The 25,189-nt window shown below is 71.1% G+C and carries 20 protein-coding genes; 10 read left to right on the forward strand and 10 right to left on the reverse strand.

The annotated features are described in order from the left end of the window. Positions 1–241: 241 nt before the first annotated feature. Complete coding sequence (locus tag ABD832_RS20855; RefSeq protein ID WP_344897991.1) at positions 242–1,105, forward strand: hypothetical protein; 864 nt, start codon at positions 242–244, stop codon at positions 1,103–1,105. Between the two features lie 42 nt (positions 1,106–1,147). On the opposite strand, the gene ABD832_RS20860 is transcribed toward ABD832_RS20855, so the two are convergent. Continuing rightward, positions 1,148–1,606: a MarR family winged helix-turn-helix transcriptional regulator gene (locus tag ABD832_RS20860; protein WP_344897994.1), complete on the reverse strand. Its 459-nt coding sequence runs from the start codon at positions 1,604–1,606 to the stop codon at positions 1,148–1,150. A gap of 190 nt (positions 1,607–1,796) precedes the next feature. On the opposite strand from ABD832_RS20860, the gene ABD832_RS20865 reads away from it, so the two are divergent. The 6 genes from ABD832_RS20865 to ABD832_RS20890 all read left to right on the forward strand — a co-directional run bounded on the left by ABD832_RS20865 (position 1,797) and on the right by ABD832_RS20890 (position 7,518). Beyond that, positions 1,797–2,363: a GNAT family N-acetyltransferase gene (locus tag ABD832_RS20865; protein WP_344897997.1), complete on the forward strand. Its 567-nt coding sequence runs from the start codon at positions 1,797–1,799 to the stop codon at positions 2,361–2,363. A 159-nt stretch (positions 2,364–2,522) separates the two neighbouring features. After that, entirely contained in the window at positions 2,523–3,017 is a 495-nt protein-coding gene (locus tag ABD832_RS20870; RefSeq protein WP_344897998.1) for an NUDIX domain-containing protein, read from the forward strand. A 73-nt stretch (positions 3,018–3,090) separates the two neighbouring features. Next, a complete protein-coding gene (locus tag ABD832_RS20875) occupies positions 3,091–3,420 on the forward strand; it encodes a DUF5709 domain-containing protein (protein ID WP_344897999.1) in 330 nt (109 codons plus the stop codon). 751 nt (positions 3,421–4,171) lie between these two features. Further along, entirely contained in the window at positions 4,172–5,293 is a 1,122-nt protein-coding gene (locus tag ABD832_RS20880) for a pectate lyase family protein (RefSeq protein WP_344898000.1), read from the forward strand. 11 nt (positions 5,294–5,304) lie between these two features. Further along, positions 5,305–6,369: a pectate lyase family protein gene (locus tag ABD832_RS20885; protein WP_344898001.1), complete on the forward strand. Its 1,065-nt coding sequence runs from the start codon at positions 5,305–5,307 to the stop codon at positions 6,367–6,369. Positions 6,370–6,483: 114 nt separating this feature from the next. Further along, positions 6,484–7,518 carry a pectate lyase family protein gene (locus ABD832_RS20890; RefSeq protein ID WP_344898002.1) on the forward strand — a complete coding sequence of 345 codons (1,035 nt, stop codon included), beginning with the start codon at positions 6,484–6,486 and terminating at the stop codon, positions 7,516–7,518. A gap of 69 nt (positions 7,519–7,587) precedes the next feature. Here the strand turns inward: ABD832_RS20890 and ABD832_RS20895 are convergent, their stop codons facing one another. Continuing rightward, positions 7,588–8,229, reverse strand: coding sequence for an HAD family hydrolase (locus tag ABD832_RS20895; protein WP_344898145.1), 642 nt, complete (start codon positions 8,227–8,229; stop codon positions 7,588–7,590). A 337-nt stretch (positions 8,230–8,566) separates the two neighbouring features. Here ABD832_RS20895 and ABD832_RS20900 point away from each other — a divergent pair, with 337 nt between their 5' ends. Next, positions 8,567–8,956: a Uma2 family endonuclease gene (locus tag ABD832_RS20900; RefSeq protein ID WP_344898003.1), complete on the forward strand. Its 390-nt coding sequence runs from the start codon at positions 8,567–8,569 to the stop codon at positions 8,954–8,956. A gap of 60 nt (positions 8,957–9,016) precedes the next feature. On the opposite strand, the gene hrpA is transcribed toward ABD832_RS20900, so the two are convergent. The 7 genes from hrpA to ABD832_RS20940 form a co-directional block, all read right to left on the reverse strand. Continuing rightward, positions 9,017–12,913 (reverse strand): ATP-dependent RNA helicase HrpA, encoded by a 3,897-nt coding sequence (gene hrpA / locus ABD832_RS20905; RefSeq protein ID WP_344898004.1) that lies wholly within the window; start codon positions 12,911–12,913, stop codon positions 9,017–9,019. A 372-nt stretch (positions 12,914–13,285) separates the two neighbouring features. Beyond that, on the reverse strand, positions 13,286–15,589 hold the full coding sequence (locus ABD832_RS42230; protein WP_413224436.1) for a glycoside hydrolase family 6 protein: 2,304 nt from the start codon (positions 15,587–15,589) through the stop codon (positions 13,286–13,288). Positions 15,590–15,843: 254 nt separating this feature from the next. Continuing rightward, on the reverse strand, positions 15,844–16,590 hold the full coding sequence (gene ppgK / locus ABD832_RS20920; RefSeq protein WP_344898005.1) for a polyphosphate--glucose phosphotransferase: 747 nt from the start codon (positions 16,588–16,590) through the stop codon (positions 15,844–15,846). Between the two features lie 215 nt (positions 16,591–16,805). Further along, positions 16,806–17,891 (reverse strand): COG1361 family protein, encoded by a 1,086-nt coding sequence (locus tag ABD832_RS20925; protein WP_344898007.1) that lies wholly within the window; start codon positions 17,889–17,891, stop codon positions 16,806–16,808. 7 nt (positions 17,892–17,898) lie between these two features. Beyond that, positions 17,899–18,447, reverse strand: coding sequence for a hypothetical protein (locus tag ABD832_RS20930; protein WP_344898009.1), 549 nt, complete (start codon positions 18,445–18,447; stop codon positions 17,899–17,901). A gap of 289 nt (positions 18,448–18,736) precedes the next feature. After that, on the reverse strand, positions 18,737–19,717 hold the full coding sequence (locus ABD832_RS20935) for a LacI family DNA-binding transcriptional regulator (RefSeq protein WP_344898011.1): 981 nt from the start codon (positions 19,715–19,717) through the stop codon (positions 18,737–18,739). A gap of 129 nt (positions 19,718–19,846) precedes the next feature. Beyond that, positions 19,847–21,484, reverse strand: coding sequence for an ABC-F family ATP-binding cassette domain-containing protein (locus ABD832_RS20940; RefSeq protein ID WP_344898013.1), 1,638 nt, complete (start codon positions 21,482–21,484; stop codon positions 19,847–19,849). A 319-nt stretch (positions 21,485–21,803) separates the two neighbouring features. Between ABD832_RS20940 and ABD832_RS20945 the strand changes: the two genes are divergently transcribed. Both ABD832_RS20945 and ABD832_RS20950 read left to right on the forward strand, forming a co-directional pair. Beyond that, entirely contained in the window at positions 21,804–22,547 is a 744-nt protein-coding gene (locus tag ABD832_RS20945) for a hypothetical protein (protein ID WP_344898015.1), read from the forward strand. A gap of 371 nt (positions 22,548–22,918) precedes the next feature. Next, positions 22,919–24,070, forward strand: coding sequence for an acyl-CoA dehydrogenase family protein (locus ABD832_RS20950; RefSeq protein ID WP_344898017.1), 1,152 nt, complete (start codon positions 22,919–22,921; stop codon positions 24,068–24,070). 57 nt (positions 24,071–24,127) lie between these two features. Here the strand turns inward: ABD832_RS20950 and ABD832_RS20955 are convergent, their stop codons facing one another. Continuing rightward, positions 24,128–25,177: a family 2 encapsulin nanocompartment cargo protein polyprenyl transferase gene (locus ABD832_RS20955; protein WP_344898019.1), complete on the reverse strand. Its 1,050-nt coding sequence runs from the start codon at positions 25,175–25,177 to the stop codon at positions 24,128–24,130. Positions 25,178–25,189 lie beyond the last annotated feature (12 nt).

The following is a 25,189-nucleotide window of genomic DNA, read 5'->3' on the forward strand; positions in this document are numbered from 1 at the left end:
GATTCTCGACATCTATGCCTTTTAAGGGAAATATCATTCCATATCGTCTTCACGAGATACCCGCGAAGAATCGCGTGACAAATAGTCACAATCGGGAAAGGATAAATAAGCGACTTACGTGAGTTCGTCGTTACTTTCCCGGCGGATCGGTCCTCGCGCGCAGCGACCCGGCTCGACCCGCGAAGACGTCGGCGTACGGGGTCCGTGACGGCTCCTTCAGGGGCTCCCGTTCCGGAGGACGATGATGGTCGATCTTGGTTTCGCCGGGGCGAGCAGGCCCGCCAACGACTACCGGCCGCTCGGTGTCACCGACGGGGACACCCCTGCCATCGCGATGGCGATCCGGATGGTGTCGATCGACACCCCGGAGAGCGCGTACGGCGGCAGCCCTCCCACCGCGCAGGCGGCCCTGGAGCGCGCCCGGGTACGGCTGCTGGACGGCACCTACGACGCCCTGCCCGAGGACCTGCGCGCCTACCTGGCCTCCAGGATCACCCCCGACGCGGCCGCGCGGCACCAGGCCGCGGGCAAGGCGGCGGCGGCCGAGCACCAGGCCGCGGTGACCGCCCGGCTGACCCGGCCGGACGGCTCGCAGCGCAAGCTGGCCGTGATCGCCACCGGGGAGCTCATCGAGGGCAACGGCCGCCTGCTGGCCTACACCGCGCCCTGGTTCACCGGCACCGCGGCCGACCCGCTGCCGCCGCGCGACGACCCGCGCCGGCGTACCTTCAACCTCGACATGATCGCCTCCGGCTGGGCGGCGACCTTCCTCATCTACCCCTCCCTCCCCTCGACCGCCGACCTGAACCTGCTGCTGGCCGAGGCGGAGGCGGCCTGGGCCGGGCGGCGCGGGGCGTGGGCGCGGTTCGGCGAGGACCTGCTGCTGGGGTACGAGTACCGGGCCTGCGTCAAGCTCGGCTCCGGCGACCTCCGCGACGGCCCCGGGGCGGCGATCCGGCAGGCGTTCCAGCGGGTGTGCGTGGACCTGGGGACCATGCGGGAGACCGGGCTGTACGGCTACCACCGGATCCCGCCCGCCCGCCGCCTGTGGATCTGGGAGACCGACCTGGAACGGGCCCGCCGCGACCTTCCCATCGTCCCCTGACCCCGGCCGGGACGCCTCACCCCGCGGGACGCTCCGATCGGGTCAGGCGTCGCCGCCCGGGACCTGCCCGGAGTGGTGGTCCAGCAGCCGGCCGAGCAACGTGACCAGCAGGCGCCGCTCGTCGGCCGAGAGCGGGGCGAGCAGGTCGTCCTGCACCCCGTCGAGCACCTCGTCCATCCGGCGCAGCCGCGACCGGCCCTCGTCGGTGATCGTCACCGTGTTGCGCCTGCGGTCGGCGGGGTCGGGGGCCCGCTCGACGGATCCCTGCCCGGTCAGCTCGTTGATCGCGTTCACGACGTCGCTGCGGTCGACGCTGCACCGGCGTCCCAGCACGGCCTGGCTCATCGGCCCGAACTCGTGCAGGGCGGCCAGCAGGCGGTAGTGGTACCCGCGCGCGTCCGCCTCGGCGAATCCCGCGGACACCAGCCGCCGCGCGTGCACGGCCAGCTGGGTGATCAGCCAGCTCGGCTTGGCGGACAGGCGGCTCGGAGGTGATTCCACGAACGGTCACCCTAACAGAATCGTTGGAAGGACCTATGATCTCCGTCGTCCCCGCTTCTGCCGTTGTCGCCGATCCTGCCGTCGTCGCCGGTCCCGCCGTCGTCGTCGGCCCTGTCGTCGTCCCCGGTCCTGCCGGGACCGTCCCCGCCCGATTCCGGCCCGTGCGACGTCCGCGCGTACGATCTCGCCCATGGCGGAAGGATCGAGTCCCATGAACGGCGCCTCCCAGGTCACGCGGCCCACCGTCCGCGTCGCCACCGACAAGGACGTCCCCACGCTGGTCTCCCTGGTCCAGTCGGCGTACCGGGGGGAGCAGAGCCGGGCGGGCTGGACCACCGAGGCGGACCTGCTGGACGGGCAGCGGACCGACGCCGAGGGCGTGGCGGACGCGGTGCGGGGGCCGGACGGACGCATGCTCCTCATGGAGTCCGACGGCGAGGTCGTCGCCTGCTGCCAGCTGGAACGCAGGGAGGGACACGCCTACTTCGGGATGTTCGCCGTACGCCCCACCCTGCAGGGCGGCGGCATCGGCAGGGTGCTCCTGGCCCACGCCGAGCGGTTCGCCCGCGACGAGTGGGGCGTGACCGAGATGCGGATGACGGTGATCTCGCTCCGCGAGGAACTGCTGGCCTGGTACGAGCGCCGCGGCTACACCCGCACGGGCCAGAGGTCCGCCTTCCCGTACGGCGACGAGCGCTTCGGCGTGCCGACCCGCGAGGACCTGGAGTTCGAGCTGCTGGTCAAGACCCTCGACTGACCGGGACGAACAGGACCGGAAGGGACCGAGGACCGGACGAGCGGGACCGGACGGGCGAGGCCGAACGGGCGGGACGGACGGGACGAGCGGGACCGAGGACGGGACGGGCGGGGCCTGTCCTGCCCGTGCCGCCGGGCCCGCGGCGGTAGCGTGATCCGAATGAGCGAGACCTACCTCGAACCGGCCGCGTGGTTCGCCACCCTGCCCAGCGCGTTCATCTCGGCCAGCATGCTGCTCACCGACGCCGACGACCGGGTACTGCTGGTCAAACCCAACTACCGGCCCGGCTGGAACTTCCCCGGGGGGATCGCCGAGGAGAACGAGACTCCCCACGACTGCGCCGCGCGCGAGATCGCCGAGGAGCTCGGCCTGTCCGTCGAGCCGGGTGATCTCCTCGTGGTCCACTGGTCGCCACCGCTCGGGGAACGTCCCCGGCCGCTGGTCAACTTCCTGTTCGACGGCGGCGTCGTGGCCGATCCCTCCCGGATACGGGTCCAGGCCGAGGAACTGGACGAGGTGGCGTTCCTCCCCTGGGAGGAGGGCATCGCGCTCCTGCCGTCGAGCACCTCCGCGCGCCTGCGCACGGCACGCCTGGCCAGGGCCGACGGGCACCCCCACTACCTGGCGGGCGGCTCCGACGAGACCGCCGAATGACCCGTGACGACCGGCCGTTCCCGGTGAACGGCTGACCTGGTGATTAGCGACGGCAAACGGGTAGGGCCGCGGTATGAGCGAACTACCTCCAGACCGCGAGGGTCTGAGCGACGAGCAGGCGATCGAGGTCGCGGAGTGGACCGACGACCGCGGGCTCAACCACGAGGTCGTCGAACACGACGACCGGCACCGTGACACCCTTGACGAACGCCTCCGCCGGGAGGCGCCGGACCACGAGCGGCCTCCGCGCGAGGATTTCCGCCTGGTGGCGCCCGACGAGGGCGGCAGCCCGGACCGGACGGCCGAGGAGTACGCCACGGACGTGGGCCCGGACGACGACGACCTGTCCGCCGAGGAACGTGCCGTGCACATCGAGCCCGACATCGAGTACCGGGACGTCTGATCCGGCGACGGACGTCGAGTACCGGGACGTTCCATCCCGCGTCGGACGTCGTGAACCCGGCACCCCCGGCTCCCGCCTTCACCGGCGGGGGCCGGGGGTGCTTCACGTTCCAGCCTGTTTCACGGCCCGGCCTGTTTCACGTCCCGGCCTGTTTCACGTCCCGGCCTGTTTCACGTCCCGGCCTGTTTCACGTCCGTGGGTGTTTCACGGCCCGGGGCGTTCCATGTCCCGGGGCGTCCCATGTCCCCGAGGGCGATGAACGGCCCGGGACGGCGGAACGCCTCCCGGGGACCCCGTCCGGCGGGGTGACGCGAGAGCCCCCGGAGCACCCGCCGACGACCGATACGCGTACCCGGATCGTTGACAGAAACCTGTGGGAAACATAAACTCACCCCAGTTCGGAAAGCGCTTTCCGGAGCATCCGCCCGGAGGTGTCCTCTCGCCACGAGGTGGTGATGCCATGGTCGCCCTCTGATCCGCACCTTCTTCTCTCCCGAGCGCGGTGTCCACTCCCGCCTCGCGTCCCGCGACACCGCGGTCTCACCTCCCGGGCGACCGGCCCCGGTCGGCGAGCACGGCCACCTGGCCGGACGCACCCCTCACCGTCGGTGCACCCGCCGTCTCCGCCCTACTCCCCGCGGTCGCGGCCCGCGCACCCGTGCCGCCCGTCGCGGCCCCCGTACTCCTCTCCCGGCCGACGCCGCCTGACAGCATGCCGCCGTGACCGCGGCCTGCAGAGAGCAGAGAACACATGCCCCTCCCCGCCACTCCCCCACCGGCCCCGCGGCCCGCTCCGGCGGCACCGACCGGCTCCTCCCCGGCCGCCGCCCCCTCCTCCCGGCGCGGTCCGCGTACGACGCTCGTCCTGGGCGCGATCGCCCTGCTGATCGCCGCGCTGACCGGCACCACCACCGCCACCGCGCAGACCGGAGCTCGGCTCGCCGACCCGGTCGACGCCATGGTCGGCTTCGCCACCGTCAACGCCCTCGGCCAGAACGGCACCACCGGCGGCGCCGGCGGGCCCACGGTCACCGCGACCACCACCGCGCAGTTCCTCGACTACATCTCCCGGCCGGGGCCGTACGTCATCCGGGTGAGCGGCAGGATCACGCTGCCCACCGGCTCCAACGACGGCATGTACAACGTCGCCTCGGACAAGACGATCATCGGGGTCGGCGCGAACGCCGCGCTGGTCGGCGGCGGGCTGAACATCGGCCTGCCGGTCAGCGACTCCGTCACCTCGCCCCCGGCGAACGCCGTGCACAACATCATCATCCGCAACATCGCGTTCTCCGGCGCCTCCGACGACATGATCAACGTGCAGATGTTCAGCCACCACATCTGGATCGACCACAACGACTTCTCCAACGGGGACGACGGCGCGGTCGACATCAAGCGCGGCTCCGACTTCGTGACCGTCTCGTGGAACAGGTTCCACGACCACGACAAGACGCTGCTGCTCTCCCACGACGAGGACGCCGGCCCGCAGGACATCGGCAGGCTGCACGTCACCTACCACCACAACTTCTTCGACGCCTCCGACCAGCGCCACCCCCGGGTCCGCTTCGCCGACGTCGTGCACGTCTACAACAACTACTACCGGGACAACAGCTACGGCATCGCGTCCACCTACAACGCCGGGGTGCTGGTCGAGAACAACTACTTCTACAGCGTCAACAACCCGGGCCGGGTCGCGTTCAGCGGCGACCTCGGGCGCCTGGTCGAGCGCGGCAACATCCTGGTCGACTGCAACCACCCCATCGAGACCCGGGGAACGGTGACCGAGCCGCGCACCTACTACTCCTACGCCCCGGATCCGGCGTCCGCGGTGCCGACCATCGTGCCCGCCGGCGCCGGCGTCGGGAAGATCTGATGGAGACGAAAATGATCATCAACCACCTCGGCCGTCCCGCCGCGAGGCGCCGCCGTCCCACCGCCGCCGCGGCCCTCCTGGTCGCCGCGCTCGCCGGTGTGGGCGGCGCGGCCCACGCCGACGTCTCCGGATCGGAGCGGGCCGCCGGGTTCGGCGCGGCGACGAACGCCACCACCACCGCGGCCTGCACCGGCACCCCCGGGGGCTTCGCGTCGGTCAACGCCCTGGGCCAGAACGGCACCACCGGCGGCGCCGGAGGCCCCGTCGTCACCGTGAACACGGCCGCCGCCCTGAAGGACTACGTCGGCCGCCCGGGACCGTACATCATCCAGGTCTCCGGCCGGATCCAGGTCTCCGGCATGCTGACCGTCGTCGCGAACAAGAGCATCCTGGGCGTGGGCACGACCGCGGAGATCACCGGTGGCGGCCTCCAGCTCGGCTCGACCACCCGGCCGGGCAACAACGTCATCATCAGGAACATCCGGTTCAGCGGCGCGGAGGACGACTCGATCAGCGTCACCAACAAGGCGCACCACGTGTGGATCGACCACAACGACCTCTCCGACGGCTACGACGGCCTGCTCGACATCAAGCGGGAGTCGGACTTCGTCACGGTCTCGTGGAACCACTTCCACGACCACAGCAAGTCGGCGCTGCTGGGCCACTCGGACAGCTACACGGCAGACATCGGCAAGCTCCGCGTGACCTACCACCACAACTTCTTCGACGGCACCGACCAGCGCCACCCCCGGGTGCGTTTCGCCGAGCCGGTCCACGTCCTCAACAACTACTACCGGAACAACGCGCTGTACGGCATCGCCTCCACCGAGAACGCCGGCCTGCTCGTCGAGGGCAACTACTTCCAGAACGTCGCCCACCCGATCTACGTCGGCTACGACAAGAGCGGGCCCGGCCGGGTGGTCGAGCGCAACAACCTCTACGTCGGCTCGGGCACCCCGCAGACGGCCGGCACGGTCGTCGAGCCGCGCACGTACTACTCCTACACCGTTGACGACCCCGCGACCGTCCCGGCGAAGGTGTCCGCCGGCGTGGGCGTCGGAAAGATCGGCTGCTGACGGGCCGGGCCGCCGCCCCCGGAACCCCCCGGCCTCCCGCCCCGGCGGGCGGCGGCCCCTCCGCACCACCTTCCCCTGCGCCTCCCCCCTCCCCGCCCCCGAAAGGCAGACGTCATGCCCCAGCCCCTCACCGGCCACGTCTCCCGGCGCGCGGCCCTGCGCGCCGTCGCGGCCGGCGCCGTCCTGGCCGCCGCCCTCTCCTCCGCGCCGGCCGGCGCGAGCGCCACCTCCGCCGCCCCCGCCGCGGGCTCCGCCATGGCGGCGGCGCCGATCGGCTTCGCGTCGGTCAACGCCCTGGGCCAGAACGGCACCACCGGCGGCGCCGGAGGCCGTACGGTCACCGTGACCGACGCCGCGTCGTTCCTGGAGTACATCGACAGCAAGGAAACCCTGATCATCCGGGTGGCCGGCACCATCGAGATCTCCAGCAAGCAGGGGGTGCGGCCCAACAAGACCATCATCGGGGTGGGCACCTCCGGTCACATCACCGGCGGCGGCCTGGACTTCTACCGGTCCTACAACGTGATCGTGCGCAACATCCGCTTCACCGAGGCCGAGGACGACGCCATCAACGTCGGCCGGGAGTCGCACCACGTATGGATCGACCACAACACCTTCTCCGGCGCGGTCGACGGCTCCATCGACGTGGTGCGCGGCGCCGACTACGTCACCGTGTCGTGGAACCACTTCGACCACTCCGACAAGAGCATGCTGATCAGCCACTCCGACGGCGCCGCGGGCACCGACATCGGCCACCTGAAGGTGACGATCCACCACAACTTCTTCGACAACAGCCGGCAGCGCCACCCGCGCATCCGCTTCGGCGAGCCGGTGCACGTCTTCAACAACTACTTCCTGGGCAACGAGCTGTACGGCGTGGCCTCCACCGAGAACGCCGGCGTGGTCGTGGAGGGCAACTACTTCCAGGATGTGCCGCACCCGCTCTACTCGGCGAGCGGCTACGCCGACAGCGGGCCGGGCCGGGCGGTGCAGCGCAACAACATCTTCGTGAACTCCGGGACGCCCGAGACGGCCGGGACGGTCGTCGAGCCGCGCACCTTCTACGCGTACACGGTCGACCCGCCGGCCGGCGTCCCGGCGTCGGTGCGCTCGGGTGCCGGCGTCGGCGCGCAGTGGAGCGACCTGTAACCGTCGCCGGACCGTCCGCGGGCGGAGCGGCCCGCGGACACCGCCGCGAACCGCCCGCGGGTGCGGCCCTCAGGTGAGGATCGCGACCAGGGCGTGCAGGTCGTCGACGACGTGATCCGCGCCGCCCGCCCCGCGGGCCCCGGGGCGGGCCGCGTGCAGGTGTCCCCACGGGCCCCTGCGGATCAGCGCGGTCCGCATCCCCGCCGCGCGGGCGGGCAGGACGTCGTTGTCCAGCCGGTCGCCCACGTAGAGGATCTCGCCGGGTTCGCGCCCGGACACCTCGGCGACGCGGGCGAAGAACTCCGGGGCGGGCTTGGCGACGCCCCAGCCGTCGGAGGTGTGGATCGCGTCGACCGGCAGGTCCATCGCCAGCAGCGCGTCCCGTGCCTGCGGCGGCTGGTTGCCGGCGATGATCAGCTGGTGGCCGAGGCCGCGCAGCGCCGCCAGCGCGGGACGGACGTCCGGATAGAGGTCGTCGGCGTCGAAGTTCACCCGCAGCCCGTCCGGGTCGTCGCGCCTCCACGCCTCCTGCTCGGCCTCGACGTCGAACCCCGGCCGCAGCAGCCGGAAGGCGTCCTCGAACGACCGGTCGAGCGCGGCCATGCCGCCCAGCACGCCGAGCATGGTGAACCGGGTGACCCCCAGCCGGTCGGCCCAGCGCGACCAGATGCGCGTCTCGTCGATCAGCGTCTCGCCCACGTCGAACACCAGCGCCCGGACCACGATCTCCCCCTCGTTCAGGCCCACGATCGTATACGCCGGTACACACCCCGCCCGGACGACCCCGCATGTGACACTCGGAGTGCCTTTTCGGATACGGAGGGAGACGGCTCGATGGTGACGACGGCACGAGGGCGTCCCTCCGGACACGCCCCTTCGAAGGAGACGCTCCCCGCGCGCACGGCGCGGGAACTCCTGGAGACGCTGCCCTCCACTCCCGGCTTCCGCGCCGAGATCATCGGCGGGAACCTGATCATGAGCCCCGTGGGCATCCCCGAGCACAGCTGGAGCGCGACCCCTGCTGTCCTACGCCCTGCAGCCGATCGTCATGGAGCGGAAATGGCACGCGCACGTGGGCGGGGTGAACGTCTGCATCGACGGCCCCAGGGACAGTCTCATCCCCGACTTCGCGCTCGCCCCCGCCGACTGCCCGCGCTGGGGCACCCTGGAGCTGCGATCCTCCGGGTTGATCATGGTCGCCGAGATCGTCTCCCCGGAGAGCGCCCGAGCCGACCGTGACGACAAGCCGCGCGTCTACGCGGCGGGCGGCGTTCCGGTCATGCTGCTCGTGGATCCGATCGCCACCCCCGCGACGGTCACGGTCCTCAGCGACCCCGAGGGCGGCGCCTACCAGGCCGTCACGCGCGTCCAGCTCGGCAAGCCGCTCCACCTGCCGTCCCCCGTCGGCTTCGACCTCGACACCTCGATCTTCCTCTGACCGCGATCCCCTCGCCCCCGGCGGCGCCGGTTCGCACGCCCCCGCCCTTCCGGGCGAGGCTCAGAGCTTCTCCATCGCCTTGCGGATGCGCTTGTCGGAGATCGAGTACGGGGTGCCGAGGGTCTGGGCGAAGTAGCTGACCCGCAACTCCTCGATCATCCAGCGGATCTGGCGGACGTCGTCGTCACCGCGGCGGCCCGGGGGGAGCTTCTCGACCAGCTCGTGGTACTCGTCCTCGATGTCGTGGATCCTGTCCATCCGCTCCTGGTCGCGGAACGCGTCGTCGTGCACCTTCTCCAGCCGCCGCTGGGCCCCCTTGAGGTAGCGCAGCAGGTCGGGCAGGCGCGCGTAGCCGGTCTCGGTGACGAACCCCGGGTGGACCAGTCCGGCCACCTGCTCGCGGATGTCCTCGACCGCGGGGGTGGAGCGGGAGGCGGGCAGCAGCGTCGAGACGGTGTGCCAGACCTTGAGGATGCTCTCGACCCTGGCGACGACCTCGGCCGTGGTGTCGTACAGCTCGGCGCGGACCTTGTCGTGCAGGGCGGCGTAGGCCGCCTTGTCCCAGACCGGGCCGCCGTACTCGCTCATGAGACGGTCGGCGGCGCAGGTGACGCAGTCGTCGAACAGGGCGGCGGCCCCGGAGTGCGGGCTGCGGCTGAGGGCGAGCTTGGACTGGTTGCCCAGGCTTCCCAGGATGCTCTTGGCCGGGGACGGGATGTTCAGCAGCAGCATCCTGCGGGTCCCCTCCCACATGGCGCGGCGCTGCTCGGCCTCGGTCTCGAACATCCGCACGGCCACGGTGGCACCCTCGTCGGCGAGCGCCGGGTAGGCCTTCATCCTGCCCTGCTCGAACGTCCTGGGCAGCGCGTCCATGGCCCAGCCGGTCAGGCCGGACCTCTCCAGGCCGTCGGCGGCCTGGGAGAGGGTCTGGCGGAGCCTGGGGGCGAGCCGGCGCTTGAGGTCGGCCAGGTCCTTGCTCTCGGCGAGCTTCTTCTTCCGGCCGTCGACCACCCGGAAGGTGATCTTGAGGTGGTCGGGGACCAGGTCGGGCTGCCAGGCCTCGCGGGGCACCTGGATGCCGGTCAGGTTCAGCAGCTCGCGTTCCAGCACCGCGAGCAGCGGCTCCCGGGTGGGCTCGGCGCGGGTGAGGACCTGCTTGGCGTAGTTGGGCGCGGGCACGAAGTTGCGTCGGATCTGCTTGGGCAGGCTCCGGATCAGCGCGGTGAGCAGTTCCTCGCGCAGTCCGGGGATCTGCCAGTCGAAGCCCTCCACGTTGACCTGGTTGAGCAGTGCCAGCGGGATGTGCGCGGTGACACCGTCGGCGTCGGTGCCGGGCTCGAACTGGTAGGTGAGCGGGAAGCGCAGGCCGCCCTGGCGCCAGACGTCGGGGTAGTCGCGCTTGCTGACGTCCCCGGCCGTCTCGCTGATCAGCATCGACTTCTCGAAGCTCAGCAGGTCGGGCTGGTCGGTCCTGGTCTTCTTCCACCAGGAGTCGAAATGGCGCCCGGAGACGACGTCGGCGGGGACGCGCCGGTCGTAGAAGTCGAAGAGCGTCTCGTCGTCGACGAGGATGTCGCGGCGCCTGGCCCGCTCCTCCAGTTCCTCGACCTCCTCGAGCAGCCTGCGGTTCTCGGCGAAGAAGGCGTGGTGGGTCTCCCAGTCGCCCTCGACCAGGGCGTGCCGGATGAACAGCTCCCGGCTCAGCTCGGGGTCGATGCGGCCGTAGTTGACCTTGCGCTGGGCCACGATCGGCACCCCGTACAGGGTGACCTTCTCGTACGCCATCACCGAGCCCTGCTTCTTCTCCCAGTGCGGCTCGGAGTAGGTGCGTTTGATCAGGTGCTGGGCGAGCGGCTCGACCCACTCGGGTTCGATCTTGGCGTTGACCCGGGCCCAGAGCCGGGAGGTCTCCACCAGCTCGGCGGACATCACCCACAGCGGCTGCTTCTTGGCCAGCGCCGAGCCCGGGAAGATCGCGAACCGGGCGTTGCGGGCGCCGATGTACTCGGTCATCGGCCTGCGCGGCTCGTTCGGGGGACGGCGCCCGCCCCCGGCGTCGGCGGTCTTCTTGTCGATGTCCTTGACGCCGACGTGCGAGAGCAGCCCCGACAGCAGGGACATGTGGATCTTCTGCTCGTCCCCGGGGGCCGTCCCGGGGACGACGCCGAGGGATTTCGCGGTCTGACGGAGCTGGCTGTAGACGTCCTGCCACTCGCGGACGCGCATGTAGTTGAGGAACTCGGCCTTGCACAGTCGCCGGAACGCGCTGGAGGAGAGCTCCTTCTGCTGTTCCTGGAGGTACTCCCACAGGTTCAGGTAGGAGACGAAGTCCGACTCCTTGTCGGCGAAGCGGCGGTGTTTCTCGTCGGCGGCCTGCTGCTTGTCGGCCGGGCGCTCCCTCGGGTCCTGGATCGACAGGGCCGCGGCGATGACCATGACCTCGCGGACGCAGCCGTTGCGGTCGGCCTCCAGCACCATCCGGGCCAGGCGCGGGTCCACCGGCAGCCCGGCCAGCTTGCGGCCGAGCGGGGTCATCTGCCTGGCCTGGTCGAAGGCGCCCAGTTCCAGCAGCAGGTCGTAGCCGTCCCTGACCTGGCGCTGGTCGGGCGGCTCCACGAACGGGAAGGCCCCGATGTCGCCCAGGCCGATCGAGGTCATCTGCAGGATGACGGAGGCGAGGTTGGTGCGCAGGATCTCCGGGTCGGTGAACTCCGGCCGGGTGAGGAAGTCGTCCTCCTCGTACAGCCGGATGCAGACGCCTTCGGAGACGCGGCCGCAGCGGCCCTTGCGCTGGTTGGCCGACGCCTGGGAGATCGCCTCGATGGGCAGGCGCTGAACCTTGGTGCGGTGGCTGTAACGGGAGATGCGGGCGAACCCGGGGTCGACGACGTACTTGATGCCGGGCACGGTCAGCGAGGTCTCGGCCACGTTGGTGGCCAGCACGACCCGGCGGCCGGTGTGGCGCTGGAAGACCCGGTGCTGCTCCCCGGCGGACAGCCGGGCGTACAGCGGCAGGATCTCGGCGTCCTTGCGCTTGGAGAGCGCCTCGGCGGTGTCGCGGATCTCCCGCTCGCCGCTGAGGAAGACCAGGATGTCGCCGGGCCCCTCGGCGCAGAGCTCGTCGACGGCGTTGCCGATCGCCTGGATCTGGTCGTCGTCCTCGGCGACCGGCCGGTAGCGCACCTCCACGGGGTAGGTGCGGCCGGAGACCTCCACGATCGGGGCGTCGCCGAAGTGCTCGGAGAAGCGCTCGGGGTCGATGGTGGCCGAGGTGATGACGACCTTGAGGTCGGGGCGGCGCGGCAGGAGCTGCTTGAGGTAGCCCAGGATGAAGTCGATGTTGAGGCTGCGCTCGTGCGCCTCGTCGACGATCAGCGTGTCGTACTGGTCGAGGTCGCGGTCGTGCTGCAGCTCGGCCAGCAGGATGCCGTCCGTCATGACCTTGACCAGCGTGCCCTCGCTCACCTGGTCGGTGAAGCGCACCTTGTAGCCGACGGCCTCGCCGAGCGGGGTGTCGAGCTCCTCGGCGACGCGCTCGGCCACGGTCCTGGCGGCGATGCGACGGGGCTGGGTGTGCCCGATGAGGCCCCTGACGCCCCGGCCCAGCTCCAGGCAGATCTTCGGAAGCTGGGTGGTCTTGCCGGAGCCGGTCTCACCGGCGACGATCACGACCTGGTTGTCGCGGATCGCCTCCAGGATGTCGTCCCGGCGCTTGCTGACGGGCAGCGCCTCCGGATAGGTGATCGCGGGAACGCCGGCGCGGCGGCGGGCGACCCGCTGCTCGGCCCGCTCGATGTCGGAGGTGATCTCCGCGGCGATCTTCTGCTGGGCGGCACGGTTCCTGACCTTGCGCGCGCCGTCGAGCCTGCGGCGCAGGCGCCGCTGGTCACGGAGCGTGAGCTCGGGCAGGCGCGCGTGCAGCTCGGAGAGCGGAGATGTCAAAGGAGGCGTTCCCATACTGAGACCCAGGATACTTTCGGCCCGCGAGTGACGGCTCCCCCGTGCCCGCGAGGACGCACGGGCCGAGGGTTCCTGCCCGGACCGGAGCCCTGATCGGGCCCGACCGTCCATGCTGCCCGAGTCGCCGCGTCACCGCATCCGGATATCGGGGCCGTACGGCGGCCGGGAGCGGGTGACGGCTCAGACCGTGAGGCGGCAGGACCGGCGGGGCACCGGCACGCGTTCCGGGAAGGCCGGAAAGAACGGCCGAAAGGACGGCCGGAACAGGGAGCGGCCCCGCCGTCCCGGAACCGGGACGACGGGGCCTTCAGGTCGCGGGGAAGAACCCCGCTCCGGGCCCCCGTGGGGGGTGGGCCCGGGATCAGCCGACTAGGGGAGCGCCGGGTAGGCGTTCTGCAGCAGCTGACGGAACTGGGCGGAGAACCACTGGCCGGCGATGGGGGCGTCCGGCAGGGCGCCGCTCATGTTGTTGCCGTTACGGGCGTTGCCGGTGTAGGTCGGGTCGCACATCTGGTCGAAACCCTTGCCCTCGTCGTTCGGGATCACCTTGCTGGCGCCGTCGGACTCACCCGGGGGCTTGATCCAGACGTAGGCGTCCAGACCCGGGGCGGGGCTGGCCTGCGGGCGCTCGCCCAGGCCGGCACCGTTCTGGTTGCACCAGTTGCCGGCGTGGAAGCGCCGGTCGACACGGGACTCGTTGACGAAGGTGTTCAGCACGTTGGACGTGCTGGGAGCGGACGGGCGGGCCGCGCCTCCCCAGCCGTTGCGGGAGGTGTCGATCAGCATGCCGATGTTGGAGTTGAAGCCCTTCTGGATCAGCGTGTTCCGGAAGGCCTGGGCGAAGGAGAGCTCGTCGACGTAGAAGTTCCAGTCGAGCCAGGTGGACTGGCGGACGGTCTGGCCGTTGACGGTGGTGTTGATGGTGAAGTGCGGCTCACGCAGCGCCGAGTAGTTGGCGGTGTTGGTGATGAAGCCGTCGACGCTGTTGAAGCCCGCGGTGGTGCCGGCGACGGTGCTGGCGAACAGGTCGGCGGCGGGGCCGAAGTTGGTGTCCCAGCCGAGCCAGCCGTGGTGCGCGGCGTCGATGTAGGTGTAGACGTTCGGGATCGCGTGCAGCTTGTTCAGGGCGTAACGGACACCGTCGACGTAGGCGCCGCTGTCCTTGGCCTCCTGGCACTTGGCGATGTTGAGGTTGGTGACCAGGTTCGGCAGGGAGTCGATCTCGACGATCGTCGAGATCCGCAGGCTGCGGTACTTGGCCTCGCCCATGATCGCGGCGATCGGGTCGATGTACTCGGTCTTGTAGCGGTTCAGACCGTTCTGGGCGATGAGCAGCTCACCGTTGGAGGCCAGCGCCGAGCAGTCACGGTTGGGCAGGTTGTAGATGACGAACTGGATCGTCAGCGGCCTGCTGCCGTTGGCGGCGTCCTGCTCCAGGGCCTCGTCCAGGTGGGCGCGCAGGCCCATGGCCGAGGAGGAGCCGGCGATCGCGGCGATGCGGTCCAGCCACACGCCGGTGGAGATGTCGGCGACCGCGTCGCCGCCGGGCTCGGCGGCGGCCTTGGCCGACCAGTTCGGGTTCACGTAGCCGTCGGCGCCGGCGTAGGGGTTGTCGACGTGCGTGATCGGCGTGGTGTCGCCGTCGTCGTCGGCCTCGGTCGCGGTGACGGAGGCACCGGTGTGACCGGTGGCGGCGGCCGCGATGGTGGCGGTGCCGTTCGCCTCGTCGGAGTCCTGGGCGGCCGAGACGGTCACGTTCTGCGCCGTGTTCCAGTTGGCCGTGGTGAACGACAGCGTGGAGGGCGAGATCGTGAGGTCGGCGTCACCGGTCTTGGTCAGGTTGACCGAGACGTTGCCGGTCGGCGCCTGGCTCAGCTTGAAGCCGACCGTCCTGGAGCTTCCCTCGGGAACGCTGACCGAGGTCGCGGAGGCGACGACCGACGGCGTCTGGTTGCCGCCGCCCACGGTGAAGGGCACCGCGGCGGTCTCGGTGGACAGCGCCGGGGAGGCGTTGTCGTAGGCCTTGGCCTTGGCGGTGTGCGCGCCGGAGGCCAGGCCGGTCGCGGAGTAGGAGTACGGCGCGGTGGTGTCGGTGTTGACCAGCGTGCCGTCGACGTAGAACTCGACCTTGCTGACCGAGCCGTCGTCGCTCGCGGTGGCCGCCAGCGGCACGGCGGCGCCCGCCTGGTAGGTGGCGCCGGAGGCCGGGCTGGTCAGGGCGACCGTGGGGGGCTGGTTGGTCGGGTTCTGCCCGCCACAGGTGACGCCGTTGACCGTGAAGGCGGTGGGCTTGGGGTTGCTCCCGGTGGAGATTCCGTTGAAGCCCATGCTGGTGGAGGCACCGGTGGCGAGGGTGCCGTTCCAGGCGAGGTTCTTCGCGGTGACCTGGGTGCCCGACTGGGCCCAGGTGGCCGACCAGCCCTGCTGGAGCGTCTGCCCGCCGGTGAAGGCGAAGCCGAGGGTCCAGCCGTTCAGCGGGTCACCGAGGTTCTTGAGGGTGACGTTGGCGGTGAATCCGCCCTGCCAGTCGTTGGTGGAGTAGGCGACGTCGCAGGATACTGCGGCGTGCGCCGTGGCGGCCTGGCCGGTGGCGAGGCCGGCGGCGGCCACCAGCAGGGCCGCCGTGGTCGCCGCCCGGTTACGCCAGGCTTGGCGACGCGAAGTGACTGTCATTCGTGATCATCTCCAGGACGAGGGTGGGAGCGCTCCCATAGTCCGGATGTTTCCGGCGTGTGTACAGGGTGTTGCGCCCCGGGGGCCCTCGGGAGACGACGTGTCGGCCCCTGACCTCACCGAACGGGTTTCGAACCAGATGAAAGTTTCAGAGTCACCCTCGTCGGCGTTCCCCGGCGGCGTGCCCGCGCCGCCGGCGGAACGGTCCGTCGAGGCCCGGGGCGCCGCCTCCCCGGGCTCTCCGACCTCCGCCGCTACGCCTTCTCCGCCGCCCTCGTCGCCGCCATCGCGGCGCCCACGATGCCCGCCTCGTTCTGCAGGCCGGCCGGGACGATCGGGGTGCGGATCTTGATGTGCGGCAGGAACTTGTCGGCCTTCTTGCTGACCCCGCCGCCGATGATGAAGAGCGACGGCGAGAACAGCATCTCGACGTGTTCCAGGTACTCCTGCACCTTCTCGGCCCACTCCTCCCAGCCGAGGTCGTGCGCCTCGCGGGCGTGGTCGGAGGCGCGCTTCTCGGCCTCCTTGCCCCTGATCTCCAGGTGCCCGAGCTCGGTGTTGGGCACCAGGAGGCCGTCCATCAGCAGGGCGCTGCCGATCCCGGTCCCGAAGGTCAGCAGCATCACCACACCCGGCCTGTCCTTGGCGGCGCCCGCCGCCACCTCGGCCAGCCCGGCCGCGTCGGCGTCGTTGAGCACGATCGTGGTCTGCCCGGTCACCCGGGAGAACAACTGCTGCGCGTCCGTGCCGATCCACGCCTTGTCCACGTTGGCGGCCGACCTGGCGACCCCGTCGACCACGACCCCGGGGAAGGTCACCCCGATGGGCCCCTGCCACTCGAAGTGCTCGACGATCTTCGCCACGACCTCGGCCACCGCCTCGGGTTCGGCGGGGTCCGGGGTGGGGATGCGCAGCCGTTCCTGCGTCAGCCGTCCTTTGGCGACGTCCACCGGCGCACCCTTGATGCCCGATCCGCCGATGTCGATTCCCAGCGCTTCCATGTGCACCTCCTGACCGGTCCCCCTTCCCCGGCACGGTCGGCTGATGCTCCTTCCGGGTGAGCGGTCGGGCCGGGTGAGGGCCCGCGCGGACGCGGCGGGGTTCCGGGTGGGGACCGGCCGGGGCTCGCACAGGGCTCACACAGGGCTCACACAGGGCTCGCACAGGGCTCGGACAAGGCTCGGACAAGGCCGGGCCGGGGGGACGGCCGTCCGGGTCACCCGCCCGACCGCCGGTGGGCCCCCGCCGTCCGGGGACGCCGGGTCCGCGCGCCGGGGAGCGGACCGCCCCCGCCCGCGGGGACGCGGCGCGGCGCCGTGCCGTGCCGCCTGCGGCGCATCACCAGGACACCGGCGGCGGCCGGCAGCAGCACCAGGCCCACGACCAGGCCGATCAGCGGGAGGAGGTCGTCGTCGGGCTCGACCGGACGGCCCCGGCCCGCGACCGGGAAGGTGAAGGTGGCGGTGACGGTCTTCTTCACCATGCCGCTCATCAGGGTCAGCTTCCCCTTCCAGGGGCCGTCGGGCACCCGGCGGTCCAGCGTCACCGTCACCGGGGCGGCGGATCGCGGCGTCAGCGTGACCCCGCGGTCGGCGGGAAACGGCCCGGCCTGCAGGCCGCCGGGCCCGTCCGAGAGCCACAGCGTGCCGCTCATGTCCAGGGTCCGGCCGCCCGTGTTGCGGACCAGCGCCGCCAGCTGCGGGGCACCGTCCGGGGAGCGCACGGGGGTCAGGATCTCGATACGGAAGTCCGACGGCGGTTCGCCACCGCGTCCGATGTCGAGGTAGACGCGGACGCCGACCCGGTTGACGATGCGCACGGGCCGGTCGGGGTCGCGCCGGGTGGCGGCCTGTGCCCAGATGACGCCGTAGCGTTCACCGCGCGACGCCGACTCCGGCACCGCGATCGTGACCCGGGCGGTCCCGCTCCCTCCCGGGGGCAGGGCGAGCGAGTCGCGGTTCAGGGACGTCCAGCCGGTCAGTTCGTTCCGGGCACGGCCCGGCTGGAGCTGGAACCTGTTGCGCACGACGTCGGCGGCGGCCGCGTACAGCTGGACGCGCCGCCGCTGGGAGGAGGTGTTGGACACCTCCAGGTCACGTTCGATCGTGGTGCCGGGGCGCAGGTGGTCGACGATGTACGACAGCGCCCGGGGGTCGTCGTGGCGGCTGACCGGCGCCTCCAGCAGGCGGATGCCGATCGTGCCGCGGGGGGTGTCGTCGGCGGCCCCCCTCGCACCGGCCCGGCCCCCGGCGGCCCCCGACAGGAGCGCGATCAGCGGCAGGAGGAGCGCGAGCAGGGCCACGGGACGGTCACGCCACCGAATGTGTCACCGTCCCGGTGTAGTCACCGATCTGGGCCGTGATCGGGATGTTCACGATCAGGGTCGGGTTCCACGTCGCCGTGCTGCCTCCGGTGCCGCCGGTGTGGGCGAAGGCCACGAGCGGGGTGGCGACCAGGTCGAGCGGGTCGGCGACGAGGGCGGTGAGCTGCCCGGGGACGAAGGTGCCGCCGCCGGTGGTCGCGGTCGTCGGCCCCGACCAGTAGTCGATCGTGGTGGGAGGGATCGTCAGCGCGGCGTCGATGAAGTTCGTCGCGTACACCGACGCGGTCCACTCCGACGTGGCGCCGCCCCGGGTGTCGGAGACCGACACGGGACCGATCTGCCCGGTGAGCGTGCCGCCGGGAGGCGCCGAGCCCAGGTCGATCGGACCGGCCGGCGCCACGACGTCCAGGGAGCCCGCCTCCACGGCGAACGTCACGATGGTCTCGTCCGTCGGCGCGGCCACCGCGGGCGCGGCCGACAGGAACATGAGGGTGCTCGCGCTCGCCGCGACGAGCACGATGGATCTTCTGCGCACGGTCTTCCCCCGAACGTCCGGATGTGTTTCCGAGGGGAGAGACAGGGGGCCGGCCCCTGCCCGCAGCGATCACTTTAGGACATATGAGGCTACTGAGGGTGACGACAGAGGCAAAGGGTCAGTCAGGAGATATAACGGCGACGGCCACTTTTGTCCTGAAAGAGCCTAAATTAGCCGCTTTCAGGCAAGCAACCGCGATCGACCGTGCGGAAGGGTCGGCCGGGCGTGAACGTCGCAGGAAACTGAAACATAGGAGTAAGCAGCCGCAAAAAATGCGCTGTCGTGGCGCTCAGCGCTTCACCGGCCCGGTGGAGGCCCTGACCACCAGTTCCGGTTCGAAGAGCAGCTCGTCGGCCGGGACCAGGGCCTTGTCGATCTGGGCGGCGAGCAGGTCGACGACCGCGCGGCCCATCGCGTCGATCGGCTGGCGCAGGGTGGTCAGCGGCGGGTCGGTGCAGTTCATCAGCGCGGAGTCGTCGTACCCGATCACCGAGACGTCGTCGGGCACCGACAGCCCCGCCCTGCGGGCCGCCCTGATGGCGCCCAGGGCCATCACGTCGCTGGCGCAGATGATGCCGGTGACGCCCCGGCGGATCAGCCGCGCGGCCGCCGCGTGCCCTCCCTCCAGGGAGAACATGGTGTGCTCGACGAACTCCGGGTCGAGCTTCGCCGCGTCCAGCTTGCGCCGGGAGGGCACGTGGTCGGGGGGCCCGAGCACCATGCCGATCCGCTCGTGACCCAGCGACCGCAGGTGGCCGAGCGCCATCTCGGCGGCGGCCACGTCGTCACAGGAGACCTGAGGGAACGCCAGGTGCGCCACCGCGGCGTTCACCAGCACGGTCGGCAGGCGCCGCTCCCGGAGCAGCTCGTAGTGCTCGTGGGAGGCGTCCGCCTGGGCGAACAGCCCTCCGGCGAAGACCACGCCGGACACCTGCTGCTGGAGCAGCAGGTCGACGTACTCGGCCTCGGAGACGCCGCCCAGGGTCCTGGTGCACAGCACCGAGGTGAACCCCTGCTGGGCCAGCGCCCCGCCGACCACCTCGGCGAAGGCCGGGAAGATGGGGTTCTGCAGCTCGGGCAGGACGAGCCCGACCAGCCGTGCCCTGTCCCCCCGCAGCTGGGTCGGCCGCTCGTAGCCGAGCACGTCGAGGGCGGTGAGGACGGCCTCGCGGGTCGCCTCGGAGACCCCGGGCTTCCCGTTGAGCACGCGACTGACCGTCGCCTCGCTCATCCCGACCTTCTTGGCCACTTCTGCAAGCCGTCGCGTCATGATGAAACTATAAGGCAAAAGAAGTAATTACTTGCGGCTGCTTGCGAAAGTTACGTCAACCGGTCAGGAGACACTTGTCTGGCCCCTTGGTGCCTGACCGTCGACCCTGTCCGCCGGCTCTTCGGCTTTTCAGCTCTCGGTGATCCGGCCGCCGTCGACGTGCACGCGCCGGGTGGTGTGCACCGCGTCCAGCATCCGCCGGTCGTGGGTGACCAGCAGCAGCGTACCGGGGTAGGAGGCGAGCGCCGACTCCAGCTGCTCGATCGCGGCCAGGTCGAGGTGGTTGGTCGGCTCGTCGAGCACGAGCAGGTTCACCCCGCGCGCCTGCAGGAGCGCCAGCGCGGCCCGGGTCCGCTCCCCCGGCGACAGGGTGGCGGCCGGCCGCGGCACGTGCGCGGAACGGAGCCCGAACTTGGCGAGCAGCGTACGGACCTCGGCGGGGACCATCTCCGGCACCACCGCGCCGAAGGCGTCCACCAGGGCCTCGTCGCCCAGGAACAGCCCGCGCGCCTGGTCCACCTCGCCGACCACCACGCCGGGACCGAGCGAGGCGTTGCCCTCCTCCAGCGGGATCCGGCCCAGCAGCGCGGCCAGCAGCGTGGACTTGCCCGAGCCGTTGGCCCCGGTGACCGCCACCCGGTCGGCCCAGCCGATCTCCAGGTTCACCGGCCCCAGGGTGAACGCGCCGCGCCGGACCACGGCGTCGCGCAGCGTGGCGACCACGGCCCCGGAGCGCGGGGCCACCGCGATCTCCATCCGGAGCTCCCACTCCTTGCGGGGCTCCTCGACCTCGTCCAGCCGCTCGATCAGCCGCTCGGTCTGGCGGGCCTTGGCGGCCTGCTTCTCGGTGGCCTCGGTACGGAAGTTGCGGCCGATCTTGTCGTTGTCGGTCGCCTTGCGCCGCGCGTTCTTGACGCCCTTCTCCATCCAGGCCCGCTGCATCCCGGCGCGCTGCTTGAGGGAGGCGACGGTGCCGGCGTACTCCTCGTACTCGTCGCGGGCGTGCCTGCGGGCGACCTCGCGCTCGGCGAGGTAGGCCTCGTAGCCACCGCCGTGCACCCGGACCAGCTGCTGGACGAGGTCGAGCTCGACCACCCGGTTGACGGTCCTGGCCAGGAACTCGCGGTCGTGGCTGACCAGGACCGTCCCGGCCCGCAGGCCGGTGACGAAGCGTTCCAGCCGCTCCAGGCCCTCCAGGTCCAGGTCGTTGGTGGGCTCGTCCAGCAGGAAGACGTCGTAGCGGCTGAGCAGCAGGGAGGCCATACCGGCCCGCGCGGCCTGGCCGCCGGAGAGCGCCGTCATCGGCCGGTCGAGCTCCACGGCCAGGCCGAGCTCGGCGACGACCTCCGCGGCCCGGTCCTCCAGGTCGGCCCCGCCCAGGGCGAGCCAGCGGTCCAGGCTCGCGGCGTACGCGTCGTCGGCGCCCGGCGTGCCGTCGACCAGTCCCTGCGTCGCGACGTCCAGCGCGCGCTGCGCGGCGGCCACCCCGGTACGGCGGGCCAGGAAGTCCGCGATCGTCTCCCCCTCGCGGCGCTCGCGCTCCTGGGGCAGGTAGCCGACCGACGCCGAGGACGGGCTGAGCCGCACCGAGCCCTGCTCGGCCGGGAGCAGGCCGGCCAGGATCCGCATCAGGGTGGACTTCCCGGCCCCGTTCACGCCCACCAGGCCGACGACGTCGCCGGGGGCGATCACCAGGTCGAGCCCGGAGAAAAGCGCTCGGTCACCGTGTCCGGCGGCCAGATCCTTGGCGACGATGGTGGCACTCATGCGCAAACGCTATCCGTCCCCCGGCCCGCGGGCGCCCGGCCCGGCCCGTCCGCCCGCCTCTCCGGTCCCGAGACGATGATCGAATCACACTTGTATTCCCGACAAACCGGACAAATCATTTTTTGTTGTAAAAATCTTGAGGGGCCACGGAGCGGCGACTGACCTGCCGTTACCCACGGCGAAACGTTACCTTACGGAGACTTTACTCAGACTTTCTGGAGACATGAGGCAACATCGGCCGCCGGTGAGACGTCTTATAGGGCAGGCGCGGCCAATCCTGACCGCGCCTACCAGACGGGGAGAAGAGGAAAGCGTCTTGATGAAACGAATCGCCATCGGTCTGCTGTCCGCGGCTGTGAGCGGATCACTGCTCATGTCGGCCGGGACGGCCTCCGCGGAGCGAGTCGCTCTCAGTGTGCGCATCGACAACGTCAACCCGAACCCGGTCGTCGTTCACGGGGACGACGACACCAGGGTAACGATCGAGGTGCGCACCACCGAGGCCACCCGCGTCGAACTCCGCCTCAAGCCGGTCTCCGACCAGTTCCGTACGCAGGACGCCCGTGAGCCCAGGATCTTCCACCAGGGCGATCTGTGGCGCTTCACGACCAGCTTCGACGAGAACGACTTCGAAGGACGCTGGGTCGCGACCGCCGACGCGTACGACAAGGACGGCAAGAAGGTGACCGACGAGGTCAACTTCTCCGTCGAGCACAAGGACGCCGAGAAGCTCGACACGCGCGTCTACCGGTTCTCCGCGAACCCCGACGTCGTGCGCAAGGGCCGCTGGGTCTACTTCACCGGTCGTCTTCTGGTCAACGACGACGACCGCTGGACGAGCGCCCGCCGCGAGGAGGTCGAGATCTACTTCCGCAAGCGCGGCTCCAGCGCCTGGAAGTACGTGACCTCCACCGACACCGGCCGCCGCGGCGCGTTCTACGCCAAGGCCCGCGCCTACAAGAGCGGTGAGTACCGCGCCGTCTTCGACGGCACCGACGAGCTCGAGGAGAGCCGTAGCCGTACCGAGCGGGTGCGCGTGTACAGCTTCCACCACCGCCGCTGACGACACCGGTACCGCCGTGAGGCGGCACCACACGCGTGACACCGTCCGGCGGCCGTGAGACACACGGCCGCACGGACGGGCACCATACGCGGAAGCCCGGGGCGCCCCGGGCTTTTGCCGTTTCCACCCCCGCCGACGGCTCCGCCGACGCACCTGACGACGCCCTCCGGGTCGTCCTCGCACGGCCCGTCCCGCCTCGTTCCGCCCCGCCGCCGGGCCTCTAGCGGCCCGGCCGCGCCTGCGCGGTCCCCCGCTCCCGCGCCACCGGCCCGCTTCCCCGGCCCTCACCCGGCCTGTGAGTGGTCTCACTGCTTGACCTCACCCCTCGCGGGCAGGTGAGCGGGTACGACGACCGGAGGGAAGCCACGGCGATGATGACCGGCGATTTCTACGACTATTCCGCGCTCCTTGACGACTCCGAGAAGGAGATCGTGCTCCGGGTGCGGGAGTTCATGGCGCGGGAGGTGGCTCCCATCGCGAACGAGGCGTGGACCAACGCGCGCTTTCCGCACCAGGTCATTCCCGGGTTCGCCAAGCTCGACATCGCGGGCCTGCCGTACCGGGGGGCGCGCAGCCTGCTGACCGGGTTCGTGGTGCTGGAACTGAACCGGGTGGATCCCTCGATGGGGACGTTCTTCGGCGTCCACAACGGCCTGGCGATGGGCAGCGTGGACCGGCTGGGTTCGGAAGAGCAGCGGGAGCGGTGGCTGCCGCAGATGGCCGCCATGGAGAAGATCGGGGCGTTCGCGTTGACCGAGCCCGAGGGCGGCTCGGACGTGGCGGCGGGGCTGCGCACCACCGCCCGGCGCGAGGGCGACGTGTGGGTGCTCAACGGGGCCAAGCGCTGGATCGGCAACGCGACCTTCGCCGACCTGATCCTGGTGTGGGCCAAGGACGAGGCCGACGGCCAGGTCAAGGGGTTCATGGTGGAGAAGGGCACGCCCGGTCTCGCCGCCACGAAGATCGAGAACAAGATAGCCCTGCGCACGGTGCAGAACGCCGACATCACGCTCACCAACTGCCTGGTCCCGGAGATCAACCGCCTGCAGAAGGCGAACACGTTCCGCGACACGGGCGCGATCCTGCGGCAGACCCGGGGCGGGGTGGCCTGGCAGGCGGTCGGCTGCATGATGGGCGCCTACGAGCTCGCGCTGGAGTACGCCAAGACGCGCGAGCAGTTCGGGCGCCCGATCGCGGGCTTCCAGCTCGTACAGGATCTCCTCGTACGGATGCTGGGCAACGTCACCTGCTCGCTGGGCATGGTGGTGCGGCTGGCGCAGCTCCAGGACGAGGGCGTCTACGCCGACGAGCACTCGGCCATGGCCAAGGCGTTCTGCACGGCGCGGATGCGTGAGGCCGTGGGATGGGCCCGGGAGGTCCTGGGTGGCAACGGCATCGTCCTCGACTACGACGTCGGCCGGTTCGTGGCGGACTCCGAGGCGATCTACTCCTACGAGGGCACCCGCGAGATCAACAGCCTGATCGTGGGACGGGCGATCACCGGTATCGGCGCCTTCGTCTGAGGGACGCCCCCGGCGGATTCGTCCCGGGGGTCGCGACGGGCGCCTCCGGGACGGTCCTCAGTGGTCGCGGTGGGTGACGAGGCGGGCCAGCGTGGTGAGCTCGGCGGTGGCCCGGGACGGCGCGCCTGCCGCGTCGAGATGGCGCAGCGCCCGGGCGAGCAGCTCGTCGGCCTCCAGCCTGGTCCAGGCCCGCCCGCCCGCGTCCTCGACGAGTGCGGCCGCGCGGACCAGCTCGGAGTCGGAGAGTTCCCCCTCCCGGTGGTAGAGGCCGGCCAGCTCGCCTCCGGCCGTCGTACCGGAGGTGAGGGCCGCGACGACCGGGATGGACTTCTTGCGGCTCCGCAGATCCGAGTGGACCGGCTTGCCGGTCACCTCCGGATCGCCCCAGATGCCCAGCAGGTCGTCGACCAGCTGGAACGCCAGCCCCAGGTCCCTGCCGAAGGCTCCCAGGTGCCCGACCTGCTCGGGGCCGCCGCCGCCGAACAGGGCACCGAGCGCGCAGGCGCACCCCAGCAGGGCACCGGTCTTGCCGGCCGCCATGGACAGGCACTCGGCCGGTCCGACGTCCCGGCGTTCCTCGAAGGCGACGTCCGCGCTCTGGCCGTCCAGCAGCTCCTGGACCGCGGCACTGAAGATCCGCGTCGCCTCGGCCGTGATCGGCCGGTCCCCGGTCGCCAGGACGTCGAAGGCCAGCGTCAGCAGCGCGTCACCGGCCAGGATGGCCGGGCTGACCCCGAAGACGGCCCAGGCCGTGGGGCGGTGACGGCGGGTCCGGTCGCCGTCCATCACGTCGTCGTGCAGGAGGGAGAAGTCGTGCGCCAGCTCGACGGCCGCCGCCGGGCGGAGCGCCGAGGACGCGTCGCCGCCGACGGCCTCGGCCGACAGCAGGGCCAGCGCCGGGCGGAGCGCCTTGCCGCCACCGGCCCCGGACGGCCGACCCTGCTCGTCCCACCAGCCGAAGTGGTATCCGGCGATGTGCCGCATCGAGGCGGGCAGCGTGTCGGCGGCCGGTCGCAGGGTCGCCTCGACCAGGTCCCGGCTCCAGGCCAGCACCTCACTCGCGGAACGCCCGTCCTTCGCCGTCCCGGTCGTCTCAACCGTCGTCATGCTTCCTCTTCT

Source organism: Streptosporangium longisporum, assembly GCF_039534895.1.
Taxonomy (GTDB): domain Bacteria; phylum Actinomycetota; class Actinomycetes; order Streptosporangiales; family Streptosporangiaceae; genus Streptosporangium; species Streptosporangium longisporum.